Here is a 21976-nt window from a genome sequence, read left to right on the forward strand (position 1 = left end):
GATGCCCTTAAAATGCGTCGCACGACGGGTCTAGACGGGTCTAGACGGACATTTGCTGGCGCTGGTAGAGCGAGTAGTAAAGCCCCTTTTCCTGCAACAGCGAATCGTGGGTGCCCCGCTCGACAATCACGCCTTTTTCCATCGTCAGGATCAGGTCGGCGCGTTTCAGCGGCGCAAAGCGGTGAGCGATGAGAAACAGCGTCCGCCCTTTCGACACCTGCTTCAGATTTTCGAGGACTTGCTGCTCGGTTTCCGCATCCAGGTGGCTAGTGGCCTCGTCCAAAATCAGCACAGGCGCATCCGAAAGGAACATTCGCGCCAGGGTAATGCGCTGCCGCTGTCCGCCAGAGAGGGCTGTGCCGCGTTCGCCGACGCTGGTTTCATAGCCGTGGGGCAAGTCACAGATAAAGTCGTGGGCTACTGCCATTCGTGCGGCTTCAATCACCTGCTCTGCCGTCACATTGGGGTTGCCCAGGGTAATATTTTCCAGCACAGAGCCGTTGAATAGGAAATCCTCTTGTAGCACCACGGCAATTTGTGGTCGCAGCGAAGATAAGTCAGCACTTTTGATATCGAAGCCGTCTACCAGAATCCGCCCTGCCTCCGCTGGATAGAGCCGCTGAATCAGCTTAGATAAGGTACTCTTGCCGGAGCCGCTGCGTCCCACGATACCCACAAACTGCCCCGGCTCAGCGCGGAACGAAATGCCCTTGAGAATCGCCTCCTGGTCGGGCTGATAGCGGAAAAACACGTTTTCAAACACGACTTCGCCGCGCAGGTTGGGCAGGGTCAACCCCGTGCCGGGTTCTGATTCGGGTGCAACGTTGAGGATGTCGCCGATGCGATCGACCGCCAGCAGCACTTCCTGCAAGTTTTGCCAAAGCTGGATCAGCCGCAGCAGCGGCCCCGTAACGCGACCCGACAGCATTTGAAATGCCACCAATTGACCAATGGTGAGATCCTGGTTAATCACCAGCCGTGCGCCAAACCACAGGATGAGCAGGGCCGACAGGCTGGTGAGAAAATCGCCTAGGTGGTTGCTGATGTTTGCCGTGGTGGTGGCGCGAAAGCCCGTGCGGACAAAGCGGGCATACAAACCTTCCCAGCGATCGCGCGTGGTTTGTTCTGCCGCATGGGCCTTTACGGAATGAATCCCCGTCATCGTTTCCACCAGGTAAGACTGGCTATCGGCGCTGCGGTTGAAGGTTTCATTCAGCCAGTTGCGGAGAATCGGCGTGCTGATCAGCGTCAGGATGGCGAACAGGGGAATCACCGCCAGCGCGATACCTGTCAGCGTGATGCTGTAGTACGCCATCATCCCCAGATACACGACGGAGAAGATACTGTCCAGAATCACTGTCAGCGCGGTGCTGGTGAGGAACTGGCGGATTTCTTCTAGTTCCTGAACGCGGGCCACTGTGTCGCCGACGCGACGCGCCTCAAAATAAGATAAGGGCAGCCGCAGCAAGTGCCGGAAAAGCTGTGCCGACAGCGCCATATCGAGCCGATTGGTCGTGTGGGTAAAGATAAACATCCGCAAAATGCCCAGCACCGCCTCGAATACTGCGATGATCAGCAGCGCAATGCCCATCACGTCTAGCGTGGGGATGCTTTCCTGCACCATCACCTTGTCGATGATTACTTGCGTAATCACGGGTGTCCCCAGCCCTAGCAGTTGCAACGTTAGCGAGGCAAACAGCACCTCCCCCAACAGCACGCGATATTTCCAGACCGCAGGCAAAAACCACTTGAGGCTAAATTTGTCCTGCTTTTGAACGGGTTCTACCGTCCACAGTTGCCCGTCCCAGGCCGATTGGACGACGGGCTTGGGGATGCTTTTGCAGGTGCGATCGCCATCGAGCGGGTCGGCAATCAGCAGGCGATCGCCCTTCACGCCGTAGGCCACCACCCAATGCTCCCGATGCCACAGCATCAGTGCCGGATAGCTGACGGTTTGCAGGTCGCGCCAGTCGGTCAGCAGCAGTCGCTTCATTTGCAGCCCCAGCTTTTCGGCTGCGTTAATCAAGTCTTTGGGCAACTGGCCGCGCAACTGCCGCTGCACCCAGTCGATCTGCGTCGGCGCATTTAGCACCTGAGCCACCATCGTCAGGCAGGCCGCTGCCGAATTCACGCCGCCCACGAAGGGAAACCCTGCCACGGGTTTGGGCGCATCGGAATAGTCGGGCTGATAGCGCGATCGCCCCTCCAGCCAAAACTGGCGCACTTCGGGAACCCGCGCCGATACCTCATCCCATAGGTCGCTGTTCCAAGCCAGCACCTGCACCTCTTTGCCCGCCGCCCGCGCCTTCCAGGGGCCCGTCAGGCTAGGAAAATCACCAAACCAGTCCCCCGGCTTTAGCAGCGTCGGCTTGCCCTCCTCCGGCACCAGCCGCACGTTGCCCGCCAGCACCAGGTATTGCTCCCCTGGCGCATCGGCCGACCAGATCACTTCGCCCAGCTTAAAGGAGCGAACAACGGCCTGATTTTTGACAGCAATTTGCTGATCTGCGTTGAGCCAGCAGAGGGGAGGGGCATCCCAGGGAATGCTGGCAAGGGGGTCTTGGGGCATTATTCTCCAATATTGATTTTAATCGGCAAGGTTTGAATTTTTTCGGCAAGCCACTGGTCAAATAGCTCATTTTGCAGGGTTTGACGCACCTGGGGGTTTTCCAGCACGGCGGGCAGCAGTTCTTCGACGCGAAACAGGGCCCAGCGCCCCTCTAGCTCAATGGGGCCGACAATTTGCCCCGGTTCTGCCAGATCGATCGCCGCCCGCAAGATATCCGGCATACTGCCGCGACTGACGGGGCCCATCATGCCGTTCATCACGCGGTCTTCCAGCAGGGAATGCTCTCGCGCCAGTTGCTCGAAGCTGGCTCCCTCGGAGAGTTGCAGGCGCAGTTCCTCTGCCAAATCTTTGCTGTCTACAATAATGCGCGACAGCACCACTCGATCCAGAAACATTTTGCGCTCGATGAAATATTCCTGGAGCTTCGGCTCCGTTACGTTTTGCCGCAGCTTGTCCATGCGGAAGCCGACAGCAATACGCTCGTGAAAGGTTTCGTAGGTCAGCCCGTTGGTGCTAAGCCACTGCTGGAAGACTTGGGCATCCGTCAGTTTATTGCTAAGCCGAAAATCGACGACGGCTTGTTCCAGCACAGCCGGACTAGGCTGGAGGTCGGGTTCCTCAGTGAGCGATCGCTCGATGACGTATTGCCGGACAATTTCGCCAATGAACCCGTCGAGCTTGCCCCCTGCCTGCAAGTAGCGAAAGACCTGGGATACGGTGATCGGCTGGTCATCAATGGTCAAAAACGGCTCTGAAGTCATGCCATAGCTCTCTGCATCAGCACCCTCCATTATGCCCAAGGTTGGGGGTTAGGTTTCAGGGGTTAGGGGTTAGGCGGGCTTTAAGCTAAAGTTCCTGCATGATTGAGTCAGCGCATTTAATTAATGGAAAAATCTATGCTAGAAGACAAAACCTGCTCCCCCAGTTGCAATGTCTTGAGCTTCACATCTAAAGGTATAAGACCCTTTTTGATAGATATCACGGTGCTGGATAATTTGCTCTATGCCTAAGGCACTGTAGCTGTAGAACTGGACAATGACCGTATCTCCTTCTTCTTGGCAGGATGGCAGCCATATATCTGGCTTAGAGACTAACCACTGAAATGGAGAATCTCCTGCCCGACGCAATTCATCTGGATCATTTCTAAGGATCATGTGAGTAGACCAGCTGCAACCGTGTCCAGAAGCTCCAAGCTCTGGCGCTTCACGGGCAAACAGCGACGCAGACAAATACGACCAAGGCGTACCGTCCCCTTCAATTGCTTCCATGAAATTTTCTAAAGCGCCATTTGGTTTGTCGAAGACTTCCTCAAAAGTTTCACACCGACGGCCAGGTTTCAGCCTCCCCTTCTCTAGAAATTCCTCGATTCCTTCTTCATAAGCTGTAAACCATTCTTCATCAGCTATAAAAAAACAATTTTCAGGAGGGGCATCTTCGTTTCTAAACGCCCAAACAGCTCCTACGCCATCGCCATGGCTGTAATGGTAGTAAAGCCGTAGCACGCAGTTAGGCTTGATTCGCAGCGCAGGAAATGCTTCTAGAAGGCTCATTGGGTCTTTATAATTCTGAGCATCAGTCTGAAGCATCTTAAATTGTTCGATCGGAAAAGTTGTCAGCATATGTCAGTTCCCTCTTATCTAGTGCAGCATTACAAGTCAGAGTTAGGTTTGGTAGCCAGCATTCTGGCTCTGAAGCGCTGACTACGGCCCAGAGCATTAGCCCGAATTTGACTTATGACTTTTTGCTAAGTTGTTTTGTCAAGTTAGTGTCGCGTTCTCTATTGTTCCCGCTATACGTTCCACAATCCTGATTAACTGCAATGGTTTTCAGCCTCAGTGCTTGAAAATTCGAAAAATCCCAAAGCTTAAAAACTACAATGTTCTGAGCTTGTAGATTCTGAAAATTGCGTTGGAGTTGGGTTTGGCAGCAATGGAACGGTTGATGGTGGAGAGACGGCGGAACGATCGCCCTCAGTTTTGCAGAAAAATCCTCGCGGGCGTAGCGCTGGGGCCAATGGTAACTTTGGGGCTGTGGCTGGGCGGCGCGGGGCTGGCAGCGGCGCAGACCGTTCCACTGCGGCGGGTGGAGGCGACCCAGCTAGAGGCGGCGGCAACGCTGGACGAGCAGCTTCGGCGATTTGGGGGCGATCGCCCGGCCATGATTCGCGCCATCGACTATTCGCTGCGCTATTTGAACACGCCCGCAGCGGCCGAGGCTTATCGTACCCTGGCTGTGCCGCCCTTCACGCGCGATCGCGTCCGCCGCAGCCTGGTGCGGTTTCGCCAGTTGCTGCAATCGACCCGTTCTGCCGAAGAATTGCGAACAGCCGTGCTGCGGGAATTTTCGCTCTATCAATCTATCGGGCGCGACGGCCAGGGCACGGTCGATTTCACCGGATATTTCGAGCCGACCTACACCGCCAGCCGCCGCCCCACCGCCGAGTTTCGCTATCCGGTCTATCGCCTGCCGCCGGATCTCGATCGCTGGCCTAAGCCCCACCCCACCCGCGCCCAGCTAGAGGGCATCGACGGCTTGCAGGGGGCGGCCGGGCCGCTGCGGGGGCTGGAAATTGCCTGGTTGCGCGATCGCCTAGAAGCGTTTTTGATCCAGGTGCAGGGGTCGGCGCGGCTGCAACTGACGGATGGCACGACGCTCAGCATTGGCTACGCCGGCCGCACGGACTATGCCTACACCAGCCTGGGGCGAGAGTTGATTAACGATGGTAAGCTTCCCGAAGCGGGGCTGAGCCTGCCCGTGGTGCTGGACTATTTTCGGCGCAACCCGGCAGAGTTAGACGTTTACATTCCGCGCAACAATCGGTTTGTGTTTTTCCGAGAAACGGCCGGTGCGCCGCCCATCGGGTCGCTGAATGTGCCCGTGACGGCTGAGCGGGCGATCGCCACCGACAAGACCGTATTTCCACCTGGTGCCCTGGCGCTGATCCGCACGGACATTCCCCAGGTGGAAGCAGCAGGACAGTTGACCCTGCGCCGCGTCAGCCGCTACGTGCTGGATCAGGACACCGGCGGTGCGATTCGTGGGCCCGGTCGCGTCGATATCTACATGGGCAGTGGGCGACTGGCGGGCGATCGCGCTGGGCTGATCAACCATCCAGGGCAGTTGTATTACCTGCTGCTGAACGAGTGAGGTGGGTTTTGGATTTTGGATTTTGGGCTGGCAATCTAAAATCCAAAATCGGCAATCTAAAATCCAAAATCTGCCTCAGCGGTGGCGCGACGAAGAAACCCGACGCAGCGGCTTCAGCGATCGCCCCCGCCAAGTCCAGCCCCAGCCCGTTTCGGCTTTGATAATAGAGGCGATCGCCAGCGCGGTGATCAGCGGGCCGCTGAGGACGTGCAGCCACCAATATCGCGTCGTCGTGTCCAGGGCATGGGAACCCATAGCGCGAATGGCATATTGCAGCCCCAGTCCGGCGATCGCCAGCAGCAGCAAAATCCAGCCGCCCAGACCACCAGCGGTGAACAGGGACGTGAGGGCGATCGCCAGCGCCAGCCAGGGCACAGTGTAAATCGACAGCATTACCAGCGCCAGCAGCAGCATCAGCGGCACGCTATAGTTTGCGCCGACGTAAAGCACCTTCGTCCAGCCTTCCCACAGGGTTCTAAAGGAGCGATACATCCGCAGGCTCAGCAGGTCGCAACCGAGTACATGCACCACTCGAAAGCCCTGATGCTTGAGCGTGCGGGCAAAGACAACATCTTCTGCAACTTCCGCGCCGATGCCGCCGTGGCCGCCTGCCGCCGCGTAGCTCTCCCGCGAAAACAGCAGGCAGGGACCCAGCGCGTAGGTCGTCGGCGACGTTGGATCGCGCACGGCTTCAGAATTAAACGTGACTGCGGCATTGGCAAACATCAGCGGTTGCACCAGCCATTCCACCAGCGATCCGCTGACCACTTGCGGAATGCAGGTGAGCAGGTCTGCCTGAAGGGCGATCGCCGTTTGCACCATCGAGGCGATCGCCCCCGGCTTCAGCCGCACGTCCGCATCAATAAACAGCAGCCAGTCGCCGTCTGCGTGCTGCGAGGCTTGAAAGCAGGCCCAGTTTTTGCCCGACCAGCGCTGGTTCGCGGGTTGGGGCCGGCCCGCCAAGATATGCAGCCGGGGATCAGCCAGCCGCGCTTGCAGGTCATACAACTGTGCCAGCGTGTCGTCGGTGGATTGGTCGTCGATCACCCAGACCTGGAGGCGGTTGGCAGATAGACTTGTGCAGTCCAGCACCGAGCAAATACAGCCCTCCAGGTTTTCAGCCTCGTTGTACATCGGAATCACTACCGAAATTAGCGGCGGCGAAGCGGCCGACCACTCGGCATCGGTTTGAAATGCCCGGGGGCGAGGCAACTCCATCACGGCGCGGCGCAACTGCGGAAAGTAGCCGCCTGCCATGCCCAGCGCCACGAGAGAAATCGGGATAAACAGCCAGGCTAGACTCACAAAGTTCTGCTCAGAATCCCATTTTGATAGACGGCTAGTTTTTGACTCGAACTTACTATATAGTACTCGTAGATTATTCGCCTGCAATGCAAATTTGCGGTCGCGAGCGTGCATCTGTGGCAGATAAAGCGGGCAAATAAAGCGGGCAGATAAAGCGGGCAGATAGAGCGGGCAGATAGAGCGGGCAGATAGAGCGTTCTAGAAACGTTTCTAGAGGCTGCTATTGTGCAGGATGTGATTGTGCAGGATGTGATTGTGCAGGATGTGATTGTGGACAAGACTCTGACAGGAGTTCGACAAGACCGCGAACGCTGGTACGAACTTGAGTGGGAAAGTCAGACTATCCTTGTCTAGCCATTCTGAACGAGATTGTGAAGGCAGCGTTGAATGTGGATTTCAATGCTTCTCAAACCAGCTTTGTACAAAACTTTACACAAGCTTTTGAACGAAATTTGAACAAGCCCTTGCGGAAATCTTTGAATCTGATTTTGAAGCGTGTGAGGATTTGAAATCGTGGGTTTATATTCCGTTCCGTTCCAGATACAGCGGGCGATCGCCCGTCCTATTCCCCCCCTCAGCACACGCTTTAGCATTCGGCTGCGCCAGGGATGTTCGGCAATTCTGGGACTGTCGCTCGGCCTATTGGCGCTGGAGTTTCCTGCCCACTCGCAAGCCCTGGATGAATCTGCCCTAGACTACACCGCGTATCAAGCTGGATCTGTCGCCGAACCCGCCGCTCCATCCGCAGAGCTAGACGGGCTGGCGGTAGACCAGATGGCGCAGGTGACTTCGGTTTCGCAGCTTGCGGACGTGAATCTGGGCGACTGGGCCTATGAGGCGCTGGCCTATCTGGCCAATAACGAAGCCCAGGGCGGGCTGGACTGTCTGGAGGGCTACCCCAGCGGGCTGTATCGAGGCGGGCAGGCGATGACGCGCTACGAGTTTGCGGCGGGGCTGGCGGCCTGTCTGGACGCGGTGACGGGGCGGCTAGAGCAGCTTGACCCAGAGGCGATCGCCCGCATCGAAGCCCTCCAGCGCGAGTTTGCGCCAGAGCTGGCCACCCTGGGCGATCGCCTGGATGACCTAGAAGCCGCCGTTTCTGAACTAGAAGCCAACCAGTTTTCCACCACGCTGCGGTTTAACACGCTGGCCTCTTTTAACTTCAGCCACTCCTTTGCGGGTGGCGACATTTTGGCCGAAGGCATCACCGTGCCAGGTGTGAGTCCGGCAGCGCGGCGGCCGGCCCGCCAGTTTGACCTGCAAACGGGGCAGTTTGGCGACCCGGTGGTAGAAACCGTGCGAGATGACCCAGAAACGACCCTCAGCTATTCTGCCTACTTTGTCTTCACGGGGTCTTTTCAGCAGACCGATGAACTGACGATGATCCTGGCAATGGGCAACGGCGACCCGCCCGCCAGCGCCTTCAGTTCTGCTGGGTTTACTAGCAGCTTTGGCATCCCCTACGCCGATTCCAACCCCGTTACGCCGCTGTCGCCCAATTCCGTCGGGTTATTTGAGCTAAAGTACGCCTTTCCGCTGTTTAGCGAAGACTTTCGGCTGGTGGTGGGGCCGCGCATCCTGCCGTTTCGCCATTTCGACCAAAACCCGTTTACCAACATCGTTTTCGGCTCCAGCGGGCTAAATTTCTACCAAAGCACGCTGGCGGGCAACGGGCTATCGGGGGCGGGCGGCTTGTTTGAATGGACGCTCAGCCCCCAATGGCTGCTGCGGGCGGGCTACCTGGCCCGCAACGACCGATCGCAGCAAATTTTTGACGAACCCTTTATTTCCCCTGGCGGCGATGGCCCGGCCAACCCCCGCCGGGGCTTTTTCAACGGCAACAACAACATCCTGGCGGAGCTGACCTATTCCCCCAGCTTCAACGCCAACATTCGCCTGCTGTATAACCGCAGTCGGCTAGAAGCGCCACCGCCGTTTCCGGGTGTGCCCGAAGGGTTGGCGGTGTTTCCCTTTTTGCTGACTTCGCTGCGGGGCGCGGTAGATGACGGCTTTGGCGGCACGGTGGACGACATCATCGCCCATAACTTTGTGCTGAATTTTGACTGGGCCCTGTCGCCGGGGTTTGCGGTGTTTGGGCGCTATTCCTTTAGCACGTCGGAGATTGACCCGATCAATCCCCTGCGGGAGGGTGGCAATGTCGAAGTGCAGGCGTTTCAACTGGGCTTTGCCTTTCCCGACCTGGGCAAGCCGGGGGCGCTGGGCACGCTAGCGGCGACGATTCCGTTTGACGTGACGGATGGTGAGGAGTTTCTGGTAGGGGGCTATGGCGATGGCGGCACGCAGGTCGATGTGCTGGCCAGCTACTACTTTCCGCTGAATGACAATGTGGGGCTGGTGCCGATGTTTTTTGTGTCGTTTAACCCGAATAATTTCAGCGAAAATCCGCCGGTCTACAGTATCATCCTGAGAACCCAGTTTTTGTTTTAGCGCTTATCCGGCATGGTCGTAATTGCAGGCTATGAAGTGCTGACCCAACTCCACATGAGCAGTCGCTCGGTGGTCTATCGGGCTGAGCGCGAGTTGGATCGAGTGCCTGTGATTCTTAAAGCGACTCAGTCGGAATATCCCAGTCTAGAGGAGCTGGCGCGGTTTCGGCTAGAGCATGAAATCCTGAATCGGCTGTCGGCAGTGGACGGGATCAGCCGCGTCTATGGACTGGAGCCACATCAGAGCGGCGTGGTGCTGGTGCTGGAGGACTTTGGCGGCGAGTCGCTGCAACGGCTGCTGCTGAGGCGATCGCTCGATATGCCAGAGGCGCTGTCGGTGGCGATCGCCCTGGCGGAGATTCTGGGTCAGGTTCACGCCGCCAGCGTCATCCACAAAGACGTAAACCCTGCCAACGTGGTGTACGACGCAGACACGGGCCGCGTCGGGCTAATCGACTTTGGCAACGCCACCGTGCTATCGCGGGAAAACCCAACGCTGCAAACGCTGAACCGTCTGGAGGGCACGCTGGCCTACCTATCGCCAGAGCAGACCGGGCGGATGAATCGCTCGCTAGACTATCGTACTGATTTTTACTCGCTGGGGGCGACCCTGTATGAACTGCTGACGGGCAATCCGCCCTTTAGCACATCTGACCCAATGGAGCTAATCCATAGCCACCTGGCCAAACAGCCCGACCCACCCCACGAGGTCAACCCAGCCGTACCGTCTGTTCTTTCGCAGATCGTGTTAAAGCTGCTGTCCAAAAATGCTGAAGACCGCTACCAGAGCGCCTATGGGCTGAAGACCGATCTGGAGCGTTGTCTAGTAGACCTGCGGGCCACTGGAGCGATCGCCCCCTTTCCGCTGGGGCAAGACGACGCTTCCGGCCGCTTCCAGATTCCCCAAAAGCTCTACGGGCGAGAGCGAGAGGTGCAGCTTTTGCTCGATGGCTTTGAGCGGGTGGCAGCGGCCCAGGCAGCGACCGCAGGGTCAACAGCACGGGGGCAAGCGGATAGAGAACCGATTGGAGAACCGATGACCCCGTCCAAACTGCCAGCGCTACGGGCGGTGATGGCGGCCGCCGGACGCAGTGAGGTGATGCTGGTGGCGGGCTATTCGGGCATTGGCAAGTCGTCGCTGGTGCAGGAAATCTACAAACCCATCACGCGCCACAAGGGCTATTTCATCGCGGGCAAATACGACCAGTTTCAGCGAAATATTCCTTACTCGGCGCTGATTCAGGCGTTTCAGGAGCTAATACGGCAATTGTTGACCGAGAGCCAGACGCAAATCGACCGCTGGAAAGCGCTGCTGTCGAAGGCGCTTGGGCGCAACGGTCAGGTCGTGATCGAGGTGATTCCTGAAGTCGAGCTAATTATCGGCCCCCAGCCGGAGGTGCCGCTGCTGGCTCCCGATGCAACCCAGAATCGCTTTAACCTAGTGTTTCAGAATTTTATCCAGGTGTTTACCCAGGCAGAACACCCGCTGGTGATGTTCCTAGACGACCTGCAATGGGCGGATGTAGCCTCGCTAAAGTTAATTGAGCGCCTGCTGACTGCGCCCGACAGCCGCTACCTATTTTTGGTAGGAGCCTACCGCAGCAACGAAGTCAGCCCGGCCCATCCGCTGATGCTGACGCTGGAACAGATTCGGCAGGCGGGCGTGCGGGTCAACCAAATCGACCTGGCCCCGCTGAATGCGGACACTGTGCAGCAGATCGTGGCTGATACTTGCTGTGCCGAACCGCAGGCGATCGCCCCTTTGGCCAGCTACGTCATGCAGATTACGGAAGGCAACCCGTTTTTTCTGACGGAATTTCTCAAGTCGCTGTATACCGAAGGGCTACTCAACTATGATGCGTCGTCAGGAAACTGGCAGTGGGATCTGAGCCAAATTCGTGATACGGGGCTACCCGAAGATGTCGTCGAGCTAATGGCCGACAAGATCCAGAAGCTGGAACCCAACACCCAGCGGGTACTGCGGCTGGCGGCCTGCCTGGGCAACCAGTTCGACGTGCCCACGCTGGCGATCGCCGCCGACTTGCCCCAGAGCGCGGTGGCGGCCGACCTGTGGCAGAGCGTCGAGGAAGGACTGGTGATGCCGCTGGGTGAGGGCTATCCGTTTGCCAGCCTGGAGCAGAATGGGCAGGAGTTGTCTGGTGCAGAGGAGTGGCAGAGCGACCTGTCCCGAAACCGTGACCTGACCTTCCGGTTTCTGCACGACCGGGTGCAGCAGGCGGCCTACTCGCTGATTCCCGAAACCGAGCGCGAAACGATCCACTACCGCATTGGGCGATCGCTCCTCACCCACAGTTCCGCCGAACAGCAGGAAGATCATCTGTTCGACATTGTAAACCACCTGAACACGGGCGCGGGGTTGATCGCCCACGCCGTCGAGCGGCACGAACTGGCTCGGCTAAACCTGAAAGCAGGCACCAAGGCCAAAGAATCCAACGCCTACGACACGGCGCTGCGCTATCTGCGGTCGGGAGCCGACCTGCTCGATCAGCACAGTTGGCTCAATCAATACGAACTCACCCTGGCGCTCTACGAAGAAGCCGTCGAGGCCGCGTATCTGAAAGGCGATTTTGATCTGGTCAACCAGCTATCGGAGACAATCCTCTCAAACGCCCGCTCCGACCTGGACACCGTAAAGGCCTACCAGACGCAGATCTCTGCTTACTCTGCCCAAAACAACATGGACGCGGCGCTAGATATCTTTGTGACGGCGGCCAATCGACTGGGGCTGAAGATTCCCCGCCACCCCAGCCGCCTCCAGGTCGGGTTAGAGTTGATGCGGACGCGCTTTTTGGTCATCGGCAACCGCTCTTCCCGCGATCTGGAGGCACTGCCACCGATGACCGATCCGGTCAAAGAAGCGATCATGCGGCTCGTTGGTTCGCCGATCATCGCCGCCGCCAATGCCGCACCTTATCTGATTGCCGTAACGGCACTGCGCGTGATCAATCTGGTAGTCAAATACGGCAGTTCGCCCCAGACGGCAGTGCAAGGCGTGGCCTATGGCGTGATGCTGCGGGCGGGGCTGGGCGATATCGACCGAGCCTATGACTTTGGTCAACTCAGCCTGCGAGTCATAGAACGGCTCAATGCCCGCCAGTTCAAAACGATCGTCATTGTCGGATATGAAAGCTGTCTGCGCCACTGGAAAGAACCCCTGCGGCGATCGCTCCCCGAATTGCTCAACGCCTACGCCGAAGGACTGGAACTGGGCAACCAGGAGGCCGCCTCGCTGGCCGCCTCGGTCTACTGCTTTCACCAACTGCTGCTGGGCGAGCCGCTGTATGAGGTGGCCGAAGCCTTTCAGCAATACGAAACCCAACTCCTCAGCCTGGGACAGGAGCAGGTGGTCTACTCCATGCTGCCCTGGCATCAACTGGTACTGCACCTGCGCGGCCAGGGCATCGAGGGCGATTCTGGAACAGATCGCTACGCGAATCGCTTGGTCGGCAGCATCTACAACGAAGACGAAATGATTCCCCAGTTTATCGACAGGCAGCTGGGAGTTCCCCTATTCTACGGCTCCATTGCCAAGGTGATCTGGGCGTATCACATCGGCGACTATGCCACGGCGATCGAAACCGGAAAACAGGCTGTGGCATATCAAGAATCCTCCCCCATGACCTCGCTCTATGCCCTCTTATATTTCTATTGGCCGCTATCTTATCTGGCCCGCTACAACAACGTGTCGCCCAAGGTGCAGCGGCAATATCTGCGCCAAATCAATAAATTCCTGCGGATGACCCAGCGCTGGGCGACCTACTGCCCCGCCAACTATCTGCATCGCCACCTGCTGCTAGAAGCAGAGCGGCTGCGGGTGCTGGGGCGCACGGCCGAAGCCATTGATGCCTACGACAACGCAATCCAGGCCGCTAGGGACAACGACTTTATCAACGACCTAGCACTGGCGCAAGAACTGGCAGGTAAGTTTTATCTGGCACTGGGTAAGGAACGGCTAGCCCAGTCTTACCTGATGGATGCCCGCTATACTTACCTGCGCTGGGGGGCGACCTATAAAGTGGATGCCCTCAACACGCTCTACCCCCAGTTTTTGGAACAGCGGATGGAACCCTTGGCCAGAACTGAGCTAATGAACCAAACGGTGTCGCTGGGGTCAAGCAGTTCCACAGGCGGAACTCAGGGGCTAAACCTAGATCTAGATACGGTGATCAAGGCGGCGCAGGCGATTTCTGGAGAAATTGTGCTGGCGAACTTACTGGAGAAGCTGCTGAAGCTGGCCATCGAAAACGCGGGCGCACAGAAGGGCTGTTTGCTATTGCTTCAAGCAGACGGGCTGCGAATTGAGGCGGAGGGGATGCTTGAGGGCGAGGAGCAGGTGCAGGTCCAGTCGCGATCGCCCGACGAACAGACACTGCCCCTCTCGCTGATCCATTACGTACAGCGCACCCGCGAAGACGTAGTGCTGCGGGATGCCGCCGCAGAAGGACTTTTCACCACCGACCCGTACATCGTGCAGTCCCAATCGCGTTCGGTGCTGTGTTCGCCCATTTTGAATCAGGGCAACCTGATCGGGCTGCTGTATCTGGAAAACAACTTAGCCACCGATACCTTTACGCCAGAGCGAGTAACTGTGCTGAATATCCTCTCGTCCCAAGCGGCGATCGCCCTGGAAAATGCCCAGTTCTACCGCACGCTAGAGCAAAAGGTCGAGGAACGCACCGCCCAGCTTGCCCGCGCCAATGAGGAAATTACGCTGCTGAATCAGCAGTTGCAGTCAGAAAACCTGCGAATGGGCGCAGAACTGGCCATTACCCGCCAGATTCAGCAAATGGTTCTGCCCAAAGATCACGAGCTAGATCAAATCGAAGGATTGGAAATTGCCGGGTTTATGGAACCCGCTGATGAAGTTGGCGGCGACTATTATGACGTGCTGCACGATAACGGCGCGGTCAAGATTGGGATTGGCGATATCACAGGTCATGGATTAGAAAGCGGTATGTTGATGCTCATGGTGCAGACGGCAGTGCGAACGCTGCTCTCCACGCAGGAAACCGACTCGGTACGCTTTCTCAGCACGCTAAACCGCGTGATTTATGACAACGTGCAGCGCATGAACTGCGATCGCAGCCTGACGCTGGCCCTGCTGGACTATGAAGCGGGTCAACTGCGGCTCAGCGGACAGCACGAGGAAGTTCTGGTCGTGCGGGGCAACGGCGAGATCGAGTCGATTAACACCATGACGCTGGGCTTTCCGGTGGGTCTGGTAGAAGACATTTCCGACTTCATCACCCACACCCACATTCACTTGCAACCCGGTGATGGTGTGGTGCTATATACCGACGGCATCACCGAGGCCGCCAACGAAATTCACGAACTTTACGGCATCGAGCGGCTCTGTCAGGTGATTAGCCAGCACTGGCAGCGCTCTGCCGTTGAGATTCGGCAGGCGGTGATTGACGATGTGCGCCGCCACATCGGACAGCAAAAAGTGTTTGATGACATCACGCTTTTAATTGTGAAACAGCGTTAGGAGGGCGCTCGACGGTTCGCTGAGTCTCGCTTGCTTCTGGATCAAAATCGAAAAAGCCAATTAAAATTTTGTGCATTCATTCTGCGCCGTTCTGTTTATTTCTGTGCCTTTGATGCGCTTCTGATAACGTCGCCCATATTTTTGCCACTTGCGCCTCCTTGATCCGCCTCCCTGATCCGCCTCCAGCCGCCTGCATGAATCAAATCTTCGGAGAATTTGACGACGCTTTGCAGCCCAATCAGGAATATCTGATTTTGGGCTTTTCGCCCAGCGCCAAATCGATTCGCCAGCGCTGGCGAAACAACGGGCTGTCTGCCAATTTTCTGGCGGATTATATGGTGACGTTTTTTCCCGCCGACGAGCGCGACCCCAAAACGCTGAGCCGCCGCACCGAAATGCAGGATGCGGTTCGATACATTGCCAACGAGCTGCTGGAAAATGCAATGAAGTTTCACGACGAGGCCTCTCGCCAGCCAATCACCATTAAGTTGCAACTCCATCCCGATTGCCTGGTGTTTTGGGTAACCAATAGCGTCAGGTCAGAGGCGATCGCCCCCTTTCAACGCTTTATCCAGGACATCCTCGCTGCTCAACCCCTAGAACGCTACCTCCAGCAGCTTGAGCAAAATGCCCTCAACGACGAACACACCGCCTCCGGTATTGGTCTGCTGACGATGATGGTGGATTATGGGGCGATCGTGGGCTGGAAATTTACGCAGCTTGAGCAAACGCCCCCCGTGATGACCGTGACGACGCGGGTGCAGGTGCCGATTTAGAGCCGGTTTCACGGTCTTGGTCTGTGCTGACGACGCAGCATAACCTGAGCGATTTCGGGCACATGGGCAAGATAAGATAAGCGGCTTCCGATCCCCTCAACTCCAGCCACTTGCAGGCGGGCTTGCATCTCTTTAGCGCTGTTTTCAAAATTGTTTAACAATTGCCTGCGCTTTTGGTATCCCTATCGAAGATCGGGTAGAAATTCTGGAAGAGTAGACTTGCTGCCTTTGTCCCGCAGGGTTCCCTCCAGAGCGACGATTGCTCGTCGGGGCGATCGCCTCAGAGACAACTTCATCTCGCCGCGCTGCGGGCGCATCGCCCCACCCTCCTCCCTCACCGCCCAATCGGCCAGGCAAAGCCCCAGCGCCAGCAGCACCCCGCCAACCCCCACCACAAACACGCCCAGCGAAAGCTGAATCAGCCAGTTCGCCTGCACCAGCGTCCGCAAGGCCAACAGCAGCGTGCTAGATACCAGCAGCAGCAGCGATCCGTGGGAGACTAGCAGGCTCACGGCGACCATTTGGTGGTGTCGCTTGAGACGGCGATTGCTCCGCCGCAGCGCCAGCAGCGACCGATAAGACACTCTGTCCCACGACTGTTCCAACCGCCAGGGGCGCTCGCCCAGTCCCTTCAGTTCACCTCGCAGCACCTCTGCCCCTGCCCCCCGCAGCAGACTGTCCAGCCACACCCAGCGCAGCATCAACCCCAGCCACACCACCGCCCCCACCGCCACCATCAGCACACTGTTCAAAATCAGTTGGATCAGTTGGGTTGTTTGCTCAATGCTCATGGGCTTGTCGGGAATTGAGGATTGCTGGGAACTGGGGGAATAGGAGTGCGGAGTTGGAGGGATTTATGATTTTGGATTTGGGCACCTCGAAAAATTCAGATCCTCTTGAGAATGGCTACAAGAAAGCGAGGGTTTCAGGCTCCTAAAATTCTCAATAAGGCAATTAATCGAGGTGCCCATTTGCAATTTTGGATTTGCGATTTTGGATTGCCAGTCGAGCATTGCGGGCTTTTAGATGAGGCTTCAGCAATGTCATTTCTAGCGCCACTTGCCACTGTGTATTCGTAGTAAAACTCGGTAGTAAAAAAGTAAAGTCGGCTTCTGCCCAAGCAAAAACCGACTGTGGCAAGAAGTTGGTTAGTTCAATAGTACTATCCAGCTTCGAGTTATGCAACTGTTTTGACCCCAGAATCAAGCCCTACGTGCCGGATTCTAGCGCCTGGATTCTAGAAAAAGGCAGGCTGATGGCGGATCAGACTAAGGAACTCTTCTCGCGTGCGCTGATCTTCCTGGAATACACCCAGCATGGCGCTGGTCACCGTCCAGGAACCGGGTTTTTGCACCCCGCGCATCACCATACACATATGAGTCGCTTCCATGACCACCGCCACGCCCTGGGGTTCCAAAATCGTTTTCACTGCTTCGGCAATCTGGCGAGTTAGACGTTCTTGCACCTGGAGGCGGCGAGAATACATTTCCACAATGCGGGCCAGCTTGCTCAGCCCCACCACTTTTTGATTGGGGATGTAGGCGACATGAACCCGACCCATGAAGGGCAGCATGTGGTGTTCGCACAGGCTAAAGGCGTTGATATCGCGCACCAGCACCATTTCGTTATGCCCTTCATCAAAAATTGCGCCGTTCACCAGTTCTTCGAGCGACTGATTATAGCCACTGGTGAGAAAGCGCATGGCTTCGGCGACTCGCTTGGGGGTCTTGAGCAAACCTTCCCGCTCCGGGTCTTCGCCTACGCCCAGCAGCATGGTTCGCACTGCGTCGATCATGTCCTCTTGCGACACTTCGGTATGCTCTTGGGAATAGGAGGTCGTGCGATCAGGACGCACCTCCAGCGTTAGCGTTTCGCCCTGCTTCGGTGTATCAATCTTGGCGGGTGAGGAGTTGGCTCCATTAGATCCGTTCGTAAATCCGTTAGAAGAAGCAATCGTCATAGGTCTTGGGATGAACTCTCCAAAGAAAACAATCAAACTGTTGAGGGAATCAGCCAGTGCCGAACGACTTGTTCAGCAATCTCTCTGTAAAGCAGTCCTGGTAAAGCAGTCCCGGTGAAACCGTGCTGCTTGGGGACTGGTTCGGATCTTCACAAGGCTCCCGCACTGGGAACCAGCGTGATTTCTTCAATCACTGCACCAGGGGGGAGCAGGGCAGTATGCACAATCGACTGGGCAACCACGTCGGCAGTGAGCATACGAGAGCGATCGAAGTCGGCTTGCACCGTGTCGGTGTCCCAAATTGGCGTGTTGACCGATCCGGGCGAAAAGGTGACGACGCGAATCCCGTGGGAGCGCTCCTCGGCTGCCAGGGTTTTGGATAGGGCAATTAGCCCCGCCTTGCTGACGTTGTAGGCTCCCCATCCGGGAAAAGCGTGATAGCCCGCGATGGAGGCGATGTTGATAATCACACCCTGGCCACGATCGCGCATTCCTGGCAATACGGCCTGGATGCACTGAAAGACGCTGGTGAGGTTGAGATTGATCACCCGCTGCCAGTCGGCGAGGGGAGTCGTCAGCAAGTCTCCGGTGTAGCCGATTCCGGCGTTGTTCACCAGAATGTCGATAGGGCTGGCTGTGGCGATCGCCCCTATTTTTTCAGCGACCTGATCCAAAGCTTCCAGATCGATGGGATATGTGTCTGCCGCTACGCCCAGTTTGCGAGCCGCTGCGGCGACTGATTCCAGGGAGTCGGCAGAACGGGAAACCAGGGCCAGGTTTACCCCCGCTTTAGCAAAGGCGATCGCCGTGGCTGCGCCAATGCCCCGACTGGCTCCGGTGATCAGGGCGCGGGTAGGAAGAGCGTGAGACATGAGTAAAATCCTGAACTGATGAACCAGCGTGAAAGGAATAGAAAAAAACAATGGTTAAGCCAGCCTGTAGCCAAAACTTAAAATCGCAGGTGGGTAGCGAACTGGGAGAAACTCCAGTTCCAAGCAGCGGTATGAAGCGGCTGATCAAAGGAACGATTAATTAAAAGCAGTTGGGTTAGCGGGTGAGTTAAAAAAGTTAGAAAACCGGATTGCTAGCGTCAAAGAGGCCTAAGTTCAAGTCTGACGTGAGCCTTGGATGGGGCGGTATCTGGCTAATCTGTGCCATCAGGCATTGCAGTGAGGCGATCGCACGGCGAGTGTCCAGAAGCCAGACCAAATCCATCAGCAATGGCTCTATCCAAATCAAATCCAAGCCTCAATGCCTAATAATTAGCATGACCGAAACAGGGCCCCATTAACGAGTATTAAGCGCTACACACCAGGATTGGCTCCAAAATATTAAAAAATGTTACGGACTCGATTTTAACACTCATAAACCAGACTCGACCAACTTCCTCTGCTACGCTATCTGATTTTGTCAAAGGGAGTAGTGGGCAAATCCGTCCGGTCGCCGAGCTCAAGTCCCATTTAGAAATCTAGGGGCTGGGCCTATCAGTTCAGCCACCCCAACTCCTTTCGCGTCGCTCAAGCCGACATCTCCTGAAAGATTCCAATCTTGCGAAACTTTTGGTAGCGCAGGTCACGCCGCTGGGCGTTGGTGAGGCTATCAAGCTGGGCCAGGTTTTCTAGGATGGCGGCCTTGAGGGTGGCGGCGGCCTGGAGCGGATTGGCGTGGGCCCCGCCCAGCGGCTCCGGCAAGATTTGATCTAGAATGCCAAGCTGTTTCAAATCTTGGGCGGTAATCCGTAGCGCCTCGGCCGCCTGGGGCGACTTGGCTGCGTCTTTCCACAGGATGGCGGCGCAGGCTTCGGGGCTGGCGACTGTGTAGACCGAATGCTCAAACATCATCAGGCGATCGCCCACGCCAATGCCCAGCGCCCCGCCCGAACCGCCCTCGCCGATGACAGTGCAGAGGATCGGCACGTCCAGTCGAAACATTTCGCGCAGGTTGTAAGCGATCGCCTCCCCCTGGCCCAGCCGCTCTGCCTCCAGCCCCGCATAGGCCCCCGGCGTGTCGATAAACGTCAGAATGGGCATTCCAAATCGATTGGCGTGGTTCATCAGCCGCATCGCCTTGCGATAGCCCCCCGGCGAGGCCATGCCAAAATTTCGCGCCACGTTGTCTTTTGTGTCGCGCCCCTTTTGATGCCCCAGCAGCACCACGGGTCGTCCGTCCAGCCGCCCAATGCCGCCCACCAGCGCCCGATCGTCTGTCCCCGTCAGGCGATCGCCATGCAGTTCGATCCATTCATCGGTCATGGACTGAATATAGTCCAGCGTGCTGGGTCGGCGAGGATGCCGCGCTACTTGGAGCCGCTGCGCCGGGGTCAGGTTTTGAAAAATCTCCTGCCGGAGCTGATCGGCCCGCTCCTCTAGCTTTTGAATCTGATCGGACACGTCTACCTCACTTTCCTCTGCCAGGTCACGGATTTGCTTGATACGCTCCTCCAGATCGACCAGGGGTTTTTCAAAATCCAGCAGCAGGCGACGTTCCGATGTGGGCATGGCTCAGGGTTAGAGGTTGAAAACTAGCTTGGGGTTGAGAACTGGGCTGATCACCCAAGGGTTCATTTTAGCAATCCGTCGTTCCCTACAATTGCTCCAACGGCTGCGCCAGGGGATTTCAGACATCAAAACTATTGAGCTTTCCTGAGTTGGCCCCAGGAAAAAATTGATGGTTCTGCGGGTTGTTCCACGCCGTCCCCCCAGACCTGATTCCCGTTCACCCAATCGGGTGAGCCAGGTAGGTGAGGTAAGGATTGGGGCGATCGCCCTACGATAGGCACGACACTTCTGACAGCTTGGCTAGAGGAGGCAAAGCAGATGCTCAAACACAGCGGCGTTCGTACCATTCCAAATATCCGAGTCGTTGTGGTTGCTTTTGTCGCCCGCCAGGCCCAACGTCTCCAGACTAAGGTTCAGATTATTCAGATTTTGCGGCAGTTGCTCAGCCCCCCACGCGGAATGCAGCCGGGGTTGCTGATGCGACGAAGCGGCCGCTGGGGCGCAGCAAGCTTTTCCAAAGCCCTTTTCAAAGCCTCTGGGCTGAAGGGCGCGGAGGAGTTTGCCCATTGCGGATAGCCCGCGGATAGCCCGTGAATAGTCCGTGCAACGGTTCAGCATTTTGTTTGCGATCGCTGGGCCCTGCGTCCCCTCAGGCGACTTCAAGATTTAGCTAGGTCTAGAGGCTTCTCTGACCTGCATTTGCTTCCGGTTTTAGACACGGTTTGACGCTTCATCCGTCGTGCCCGCAGGTTGGTTCATGGGCGGGCGGTTGAGGAATCGGCGTTGGGGCAGTTGCTAGAACAGTTGTCGGAACGGTTATTGGAACGCTTGTCGGAACGGTTACTGGAATAGTTGTTGAAACGGGCAAGGTGGGTTTGGTTTGCCAAAAGCGGGCGATCGCCCTGGCCCGTACCTCAATGTTCGCCTCCGTTCAAACTCTGGTTGATGCCTTTATCGACCGCATCGCGGTTGCCTCTGGTGCTTCACTGGTCGAGCCTTGCCACCGTAGCGTGAGCCAGGTTTCGCAGCACACGCGGTGCCCGCAATAGGTTCCTGATACGCTCTACAACTCCGCAGCGCGATCGCCCTAGTGGTGTTTGCCAAGGCTCCAACCCGCTGATTTTGCCTCCTCTGAGGGTGCAGATCAGCATTTCCCTCGACGGATGGCGATGGTTTGACCCGGTTTGAGGTTTGACCCGATTTAACTACAGCGACGGGCAGGCAAGCTGGCTTTTGCTGCACCGTGCCCAAAGTCGCCTCTTCATCTCACCATTCACCCCTGGAGTCTTTCTCATGAATACGATTCATAAACCCGGCGACCTAGAGCCGAAGCCGGGTTCTGCAACCAGTCTGGCAATTGACGGCAGTTGTTCCCGCAGATCTCGCTGGGCAAGGCTCTGGGACAGCTTGCTTGACCACCTGCTGAGCTATGCGGGCGACCCTGGCGAACCGCGTGTTTGGTTCGAGCGCGATCGCAATGGGGAAAGCTGGTGGTGTGCCCATGACCCAGTGACGGGCGATCGCGTCCGCTGTCACACGGGTACAGAACTCCGCGCCTGGTTGGAATCTCGGTACAATCGCCCCTCTAGCCGCTCGACTCACACCGCCCGCAGTATCGTGCCACCGATTCATCGCTGGTAGTGGGAGTGATGGAGCGAGAGATGGGAAAAACGAAAAACGAAAAACGAAACCTCTTCCCTCTTCTCTCTTCCCTCTTCTCTCTTCTCTCTTCCCTCTTCCCTCTTCCAACACCCCAATCCCCAAC

General features: G+C 57.0%; 16 protein-coding genes and 1 pseudogene. 8 read left to right on the forward strand and 9 right to left on the reverse strand.

Features of this window, described 5'->3' with window-relative positions:
* Window positions 1-40: 40 nt before the first annotated feature.
* From JTM80_RS13010 to JTM80_RS13020, 3 genes are all read right to left on the reverse strand, one after another.
* Window positions 41-2569 (reverse strand): peptidase domain-containing ABC transporter, encoded by a 2529-nt coding sequence (locus JTM80_RS13010; RefSeq protein ID WP_172355984.1) that lies wholly within the window; start codon window positions 2567-2569, stop codon window positions 41-43.
* Entirely contained in the window at window positions 2569-3330 is a 762-nt protein-coding gene (locus JTM80_RS13015) for a peptidylprolyl isomerase (RefSeq protein WP_172358919.1), read from the reverse strand. Before JTM80_RS13015 ends, JTM80_RS13010 begins: the two co-directional genes overlap by 1 nt.
* 138 nt (window positions 3331-3468) lie before the next feature.
* Entirely contained in the window at window positions 3469-4188 is a 720-nt protein-coding gene (locus tag JTM80_RS13020; protein WP_172355983.1) for a hypothetical protein, read from the reverse strand.
* A gap of 310 nt (window positions 4189-4498) precedes the next feature.
* On the opposite strand from JTM80_RS13020, the gene JTM80_RS13025 reads away from it, so the two are divergent.
* Entirely contained in the window at window positions 4499-5716 is a 1218-nt protein-coding gene (locus JTM80_RS13025; RefSeq protein WP_225906861.1) for a murein transglycosylase A, read from the forward strand.
* Window positions 5717-5791: 75 nt separating this feature from the next.
* Here the strand turns inward: JTM80_RS13025 and JTM80_RS13030 are convergent, their stop codons facing one another.
* Window positions 5792-7021 (reverse strand): glycosyltransferase family 2 protein, encoded by a 1230-nt coding sequence (locus tag JTM80_RS13030; RefSeq protein WP_205369567.1) that lies wholly within the window; start codon window positions 7019-7021, stop codon window positions 5792-5794.
* A 225-nt stretch (window positions 7022-7246) separates the two neighbouring features.
* Between JTM80_RS13030 and JTM80_RS23080 the strand changes: the two genes are divergently transcribed.
* From JTM80_RS23080 to JTM80_RS13045, 4 genes are all read left to right on the forward strand, one after another.
* Window positions 7247-7375, forward strand: coding sequence for a hypothetical protein (locus tag JTM80_RS23080; RefSeq protein ID WP_255548760.1), 129 nt, complete (start codon window positions 7247-7249; stop codon window positions 7373-7375).
* Window positions 7376-7534: 159 nt separating this feature from the next.
* Window positions 7535-9469, forward strand: coding sequence for an iron uptake porin (locus tag JTM80_RS13035; protein ID WP_172355981.1), 1935 nt, complete (start codon window positions 7535-7537; stop codon window positions 9467-9469).
* 12 nt (window positions 9470-9481) lie between these two features.
* Complete coding sequence (locus tag JTM80_RS13040) at window positions 9482-14977, forward strand: AAA family ATPase (RefSeq protein WP_172355979.1); 5496 nt, start codon at window positions 9482-9484, stop codon at window positions 14975-14977.
* Window positions 14978-15171: 194 nt separating this feature from the next.
* On the forward strand, window positions 15172-15753 hold the full coding sequence (locus tag JTM80_RS13045; RefSeq protein ID WP_172355977.1) for a slr1658 superfamily regulator: 582 nt from the start codon (window positions 15172-15174) through the stop codon (window positions 15751-15753).
* A gap of 26 nt (window positions 15754-15779) precedes the next feature.
* Here JTM80_RS13045 and JTM80_RS23490 read toward each other — a convergent pair.
* From JTM80_RS23490 to JTM80_RS13065, 5 genes and pseudogenes are all read right to left on the reverse strand, one after another.
* Window positions 15780-15887: pseudogene (locus JTM80_RS23490) on the reverse strand (SPFH domain-containing protein); the annotation flags it as partial.
* A 48-nt stretch (window positions 15888-15935) separates the two neighbouring features.
* A complete protein-coding gene (locus tag JTM80_RS13050; protein ID WP_172355975.1) occupies window positions 15936-16544 on the reverse strand; it encodes a hypothetical protein in 609 nt (202 codons plus the stop codon).
* 446 nt (window positions 16545-16990) lie between these two features.
* Complete coding sequence (gene folE, locus JTM80_RS13055; protein ID WP_205369569.1) at window positions 16991-17713, reverse strand: GTP cyclohydrolase I FolE; 723 nt, start codon at window positions 17711-17713, stop codon at window positions 16991-16993.
* Window positions 17714-17862: 149 nt separating this feature from the next.
* Entirely contained in the window at window positions 17863-18585 is a 723-nt protein-coding gene (locus JTM80_RS13060) for an SDR family oxidoreductase (RefSeq protein WP_205369571.1), read from the reverse strand.
* Between the two features lie 645 nt (window positions 18586-19230).
* On the reverse strand, window positions 19231-20211 hold the full coding sequence (locus JTM80_RS13065) for an acetyl-CoA carboxylase carboxyltransferase subunit alpha (RefSeq protein WP_172355967.1): 981 nt from the start codon (window positions 20209-20211) through the stop codon (window positions 19231-19233).
* A gap of 318 nt (window positions 20212-20529) precedes the next feature.
* Between JTM80_RS13065 and JTM80_RS13070 the strand changes: the two genes are divergently transcribed.
* The 3 genes from JTM80_RS13070 to JTM80_RS13080 all read left to right on the forward strand — a co-directional run bounded on the left by JTM80_RS13070 (window position 20530) and on the right by JTM80_RS13080 (window position 21852).
* On the forward strand, window positions 20530-20787 hold the full coding sequence (locus JTM80_RS13070) for a hypothetical protein (RefSeq protein WP_172355965.1): 258 nt from the start codon (window positions 20530-20532) through the stop codon (window positions 20785-20787).
* A 293-nt stretch (window positions 20788-21080) separates the two neighbouring features.
* Window positions 21081-21260, forward strand: a complete 180-nt coding sequence (locus JTM80_RS13075) for a hypothetical protein (RefSeq protein ID WP_172355963.1) — start codon at window positions 21081-21083, stop codon at window positions 21258-21260.
* 244 nt (window positions 21261-21504) lie between these two features.
* Window positions 21505-21852, forward strand: coding sequence for a hypothetical protein (locus JTM80_RS13080; RefSeq protein WP_172355961.1), 348 nt, complete (start codon window positions 21505-21507; stop codon window positions 21850-21852).
* Window positions 21853-21976 lie beyond the last annotated feature (124 nt).

It is taken from the genome of Thermoleptolyngbya sp. PKUAC-SCTB121 (assembly GCF_016919485.1).
Lineage (GTDB): Bacteria > Cyanobacteriota > Cyanobacteriia > Elainellales > Elainellaceae > Thermoleptolyngbya > Thermoleptolyngbya sichuanensis.

Excerpts from the sequence above, each read along its gene's own strand:
- JTM80_RS13015 (WP_172358919.1), bottom strand. The coding sequence starts at position 3,330 with ATGACTTCAGAGCCGTTTTTGACCATTGATGACCAGCCGATCACCGTA.
- JTM80_RS13040 (WP_172355979.1), top strand. The coding sequence starts at position 9,482 with ATGGTCGTAATTGCAGGCTATGAAGTGCTGACCCAACTCCACATGAGC.
- JTM80_RS13020 (WP_172355983.1), bottom strand. The coding sequence starts at position 4,188 with ATGCTGACAACTTTTCCGATCGAACAATTTAAGATGCTTCAGACTGAT.
- JTM80_RS13065 (WP_172355967.1), bottom strand. The coding sequence starts at position 20,211 with ATGCCCACATCGGAACGTCGCCTGCTGCTGGATTTTGAAAAACCCCTG.
- JTM80_RS13010 (WP_172355984.1), bottom strand. The coding sequence starts at position 2,569 with ATGCCCCAAGACCCCCTTGCCAGCATTCCCTGGGATGCCCCTCCCCTC.
- JTM80_RS13025 (WP_225906861.1), top strand. The coding sequence starts at position 4,499 with ATGGAACGGTTGATGGTGGAGAGACGGCGGAACGATCGCCCTCAGTTT.
- JTM80_RS13050 (WP_172355975.1), bottom strand. The coding sequence starts at position 16,544 with ATGAGCATTGAGCAAACAACCCAACTGATCCAACTGATTTTGAACAGT.
- folE (WP_205369569.1), bottom strand. The coding sequence starts at position 17,713 with ATGACGATTGCTTCTTCTAACGGATTTACGAACGGATCTAATGGAGCC.
- JTM80_RS13060 (WP_205369571.1), bottom strand. The coding sequence starts at position 18,585 with ATGTCTCACGCTCTTCCTACCCGCGCCCTGATCACCGGAGCCAGTCGG.
- JTM80_RS13070 (WP_172355965.1), top strand. The coding sequence starts at position 20,530 with ATGCTCAAACACAGCGGCGTTCGTACCATTCCAAATATCCGAGTCGTT.
- JTM80_RS13045 (WP_172355977.1), top strand. The coding sequence starts at position 15,172 with ATGAATCAAATCTTCGGAGAATTTGACGACGCTTTGCAGCCCAATCAG.
- JTM80_RS13080 (WP_172355961.1), top strand. The coding sequence starts at position 21,505 with ATGAATACGATTCATAAACCCGGCGACCTAGAGCCGAAGCCGGGTTCT.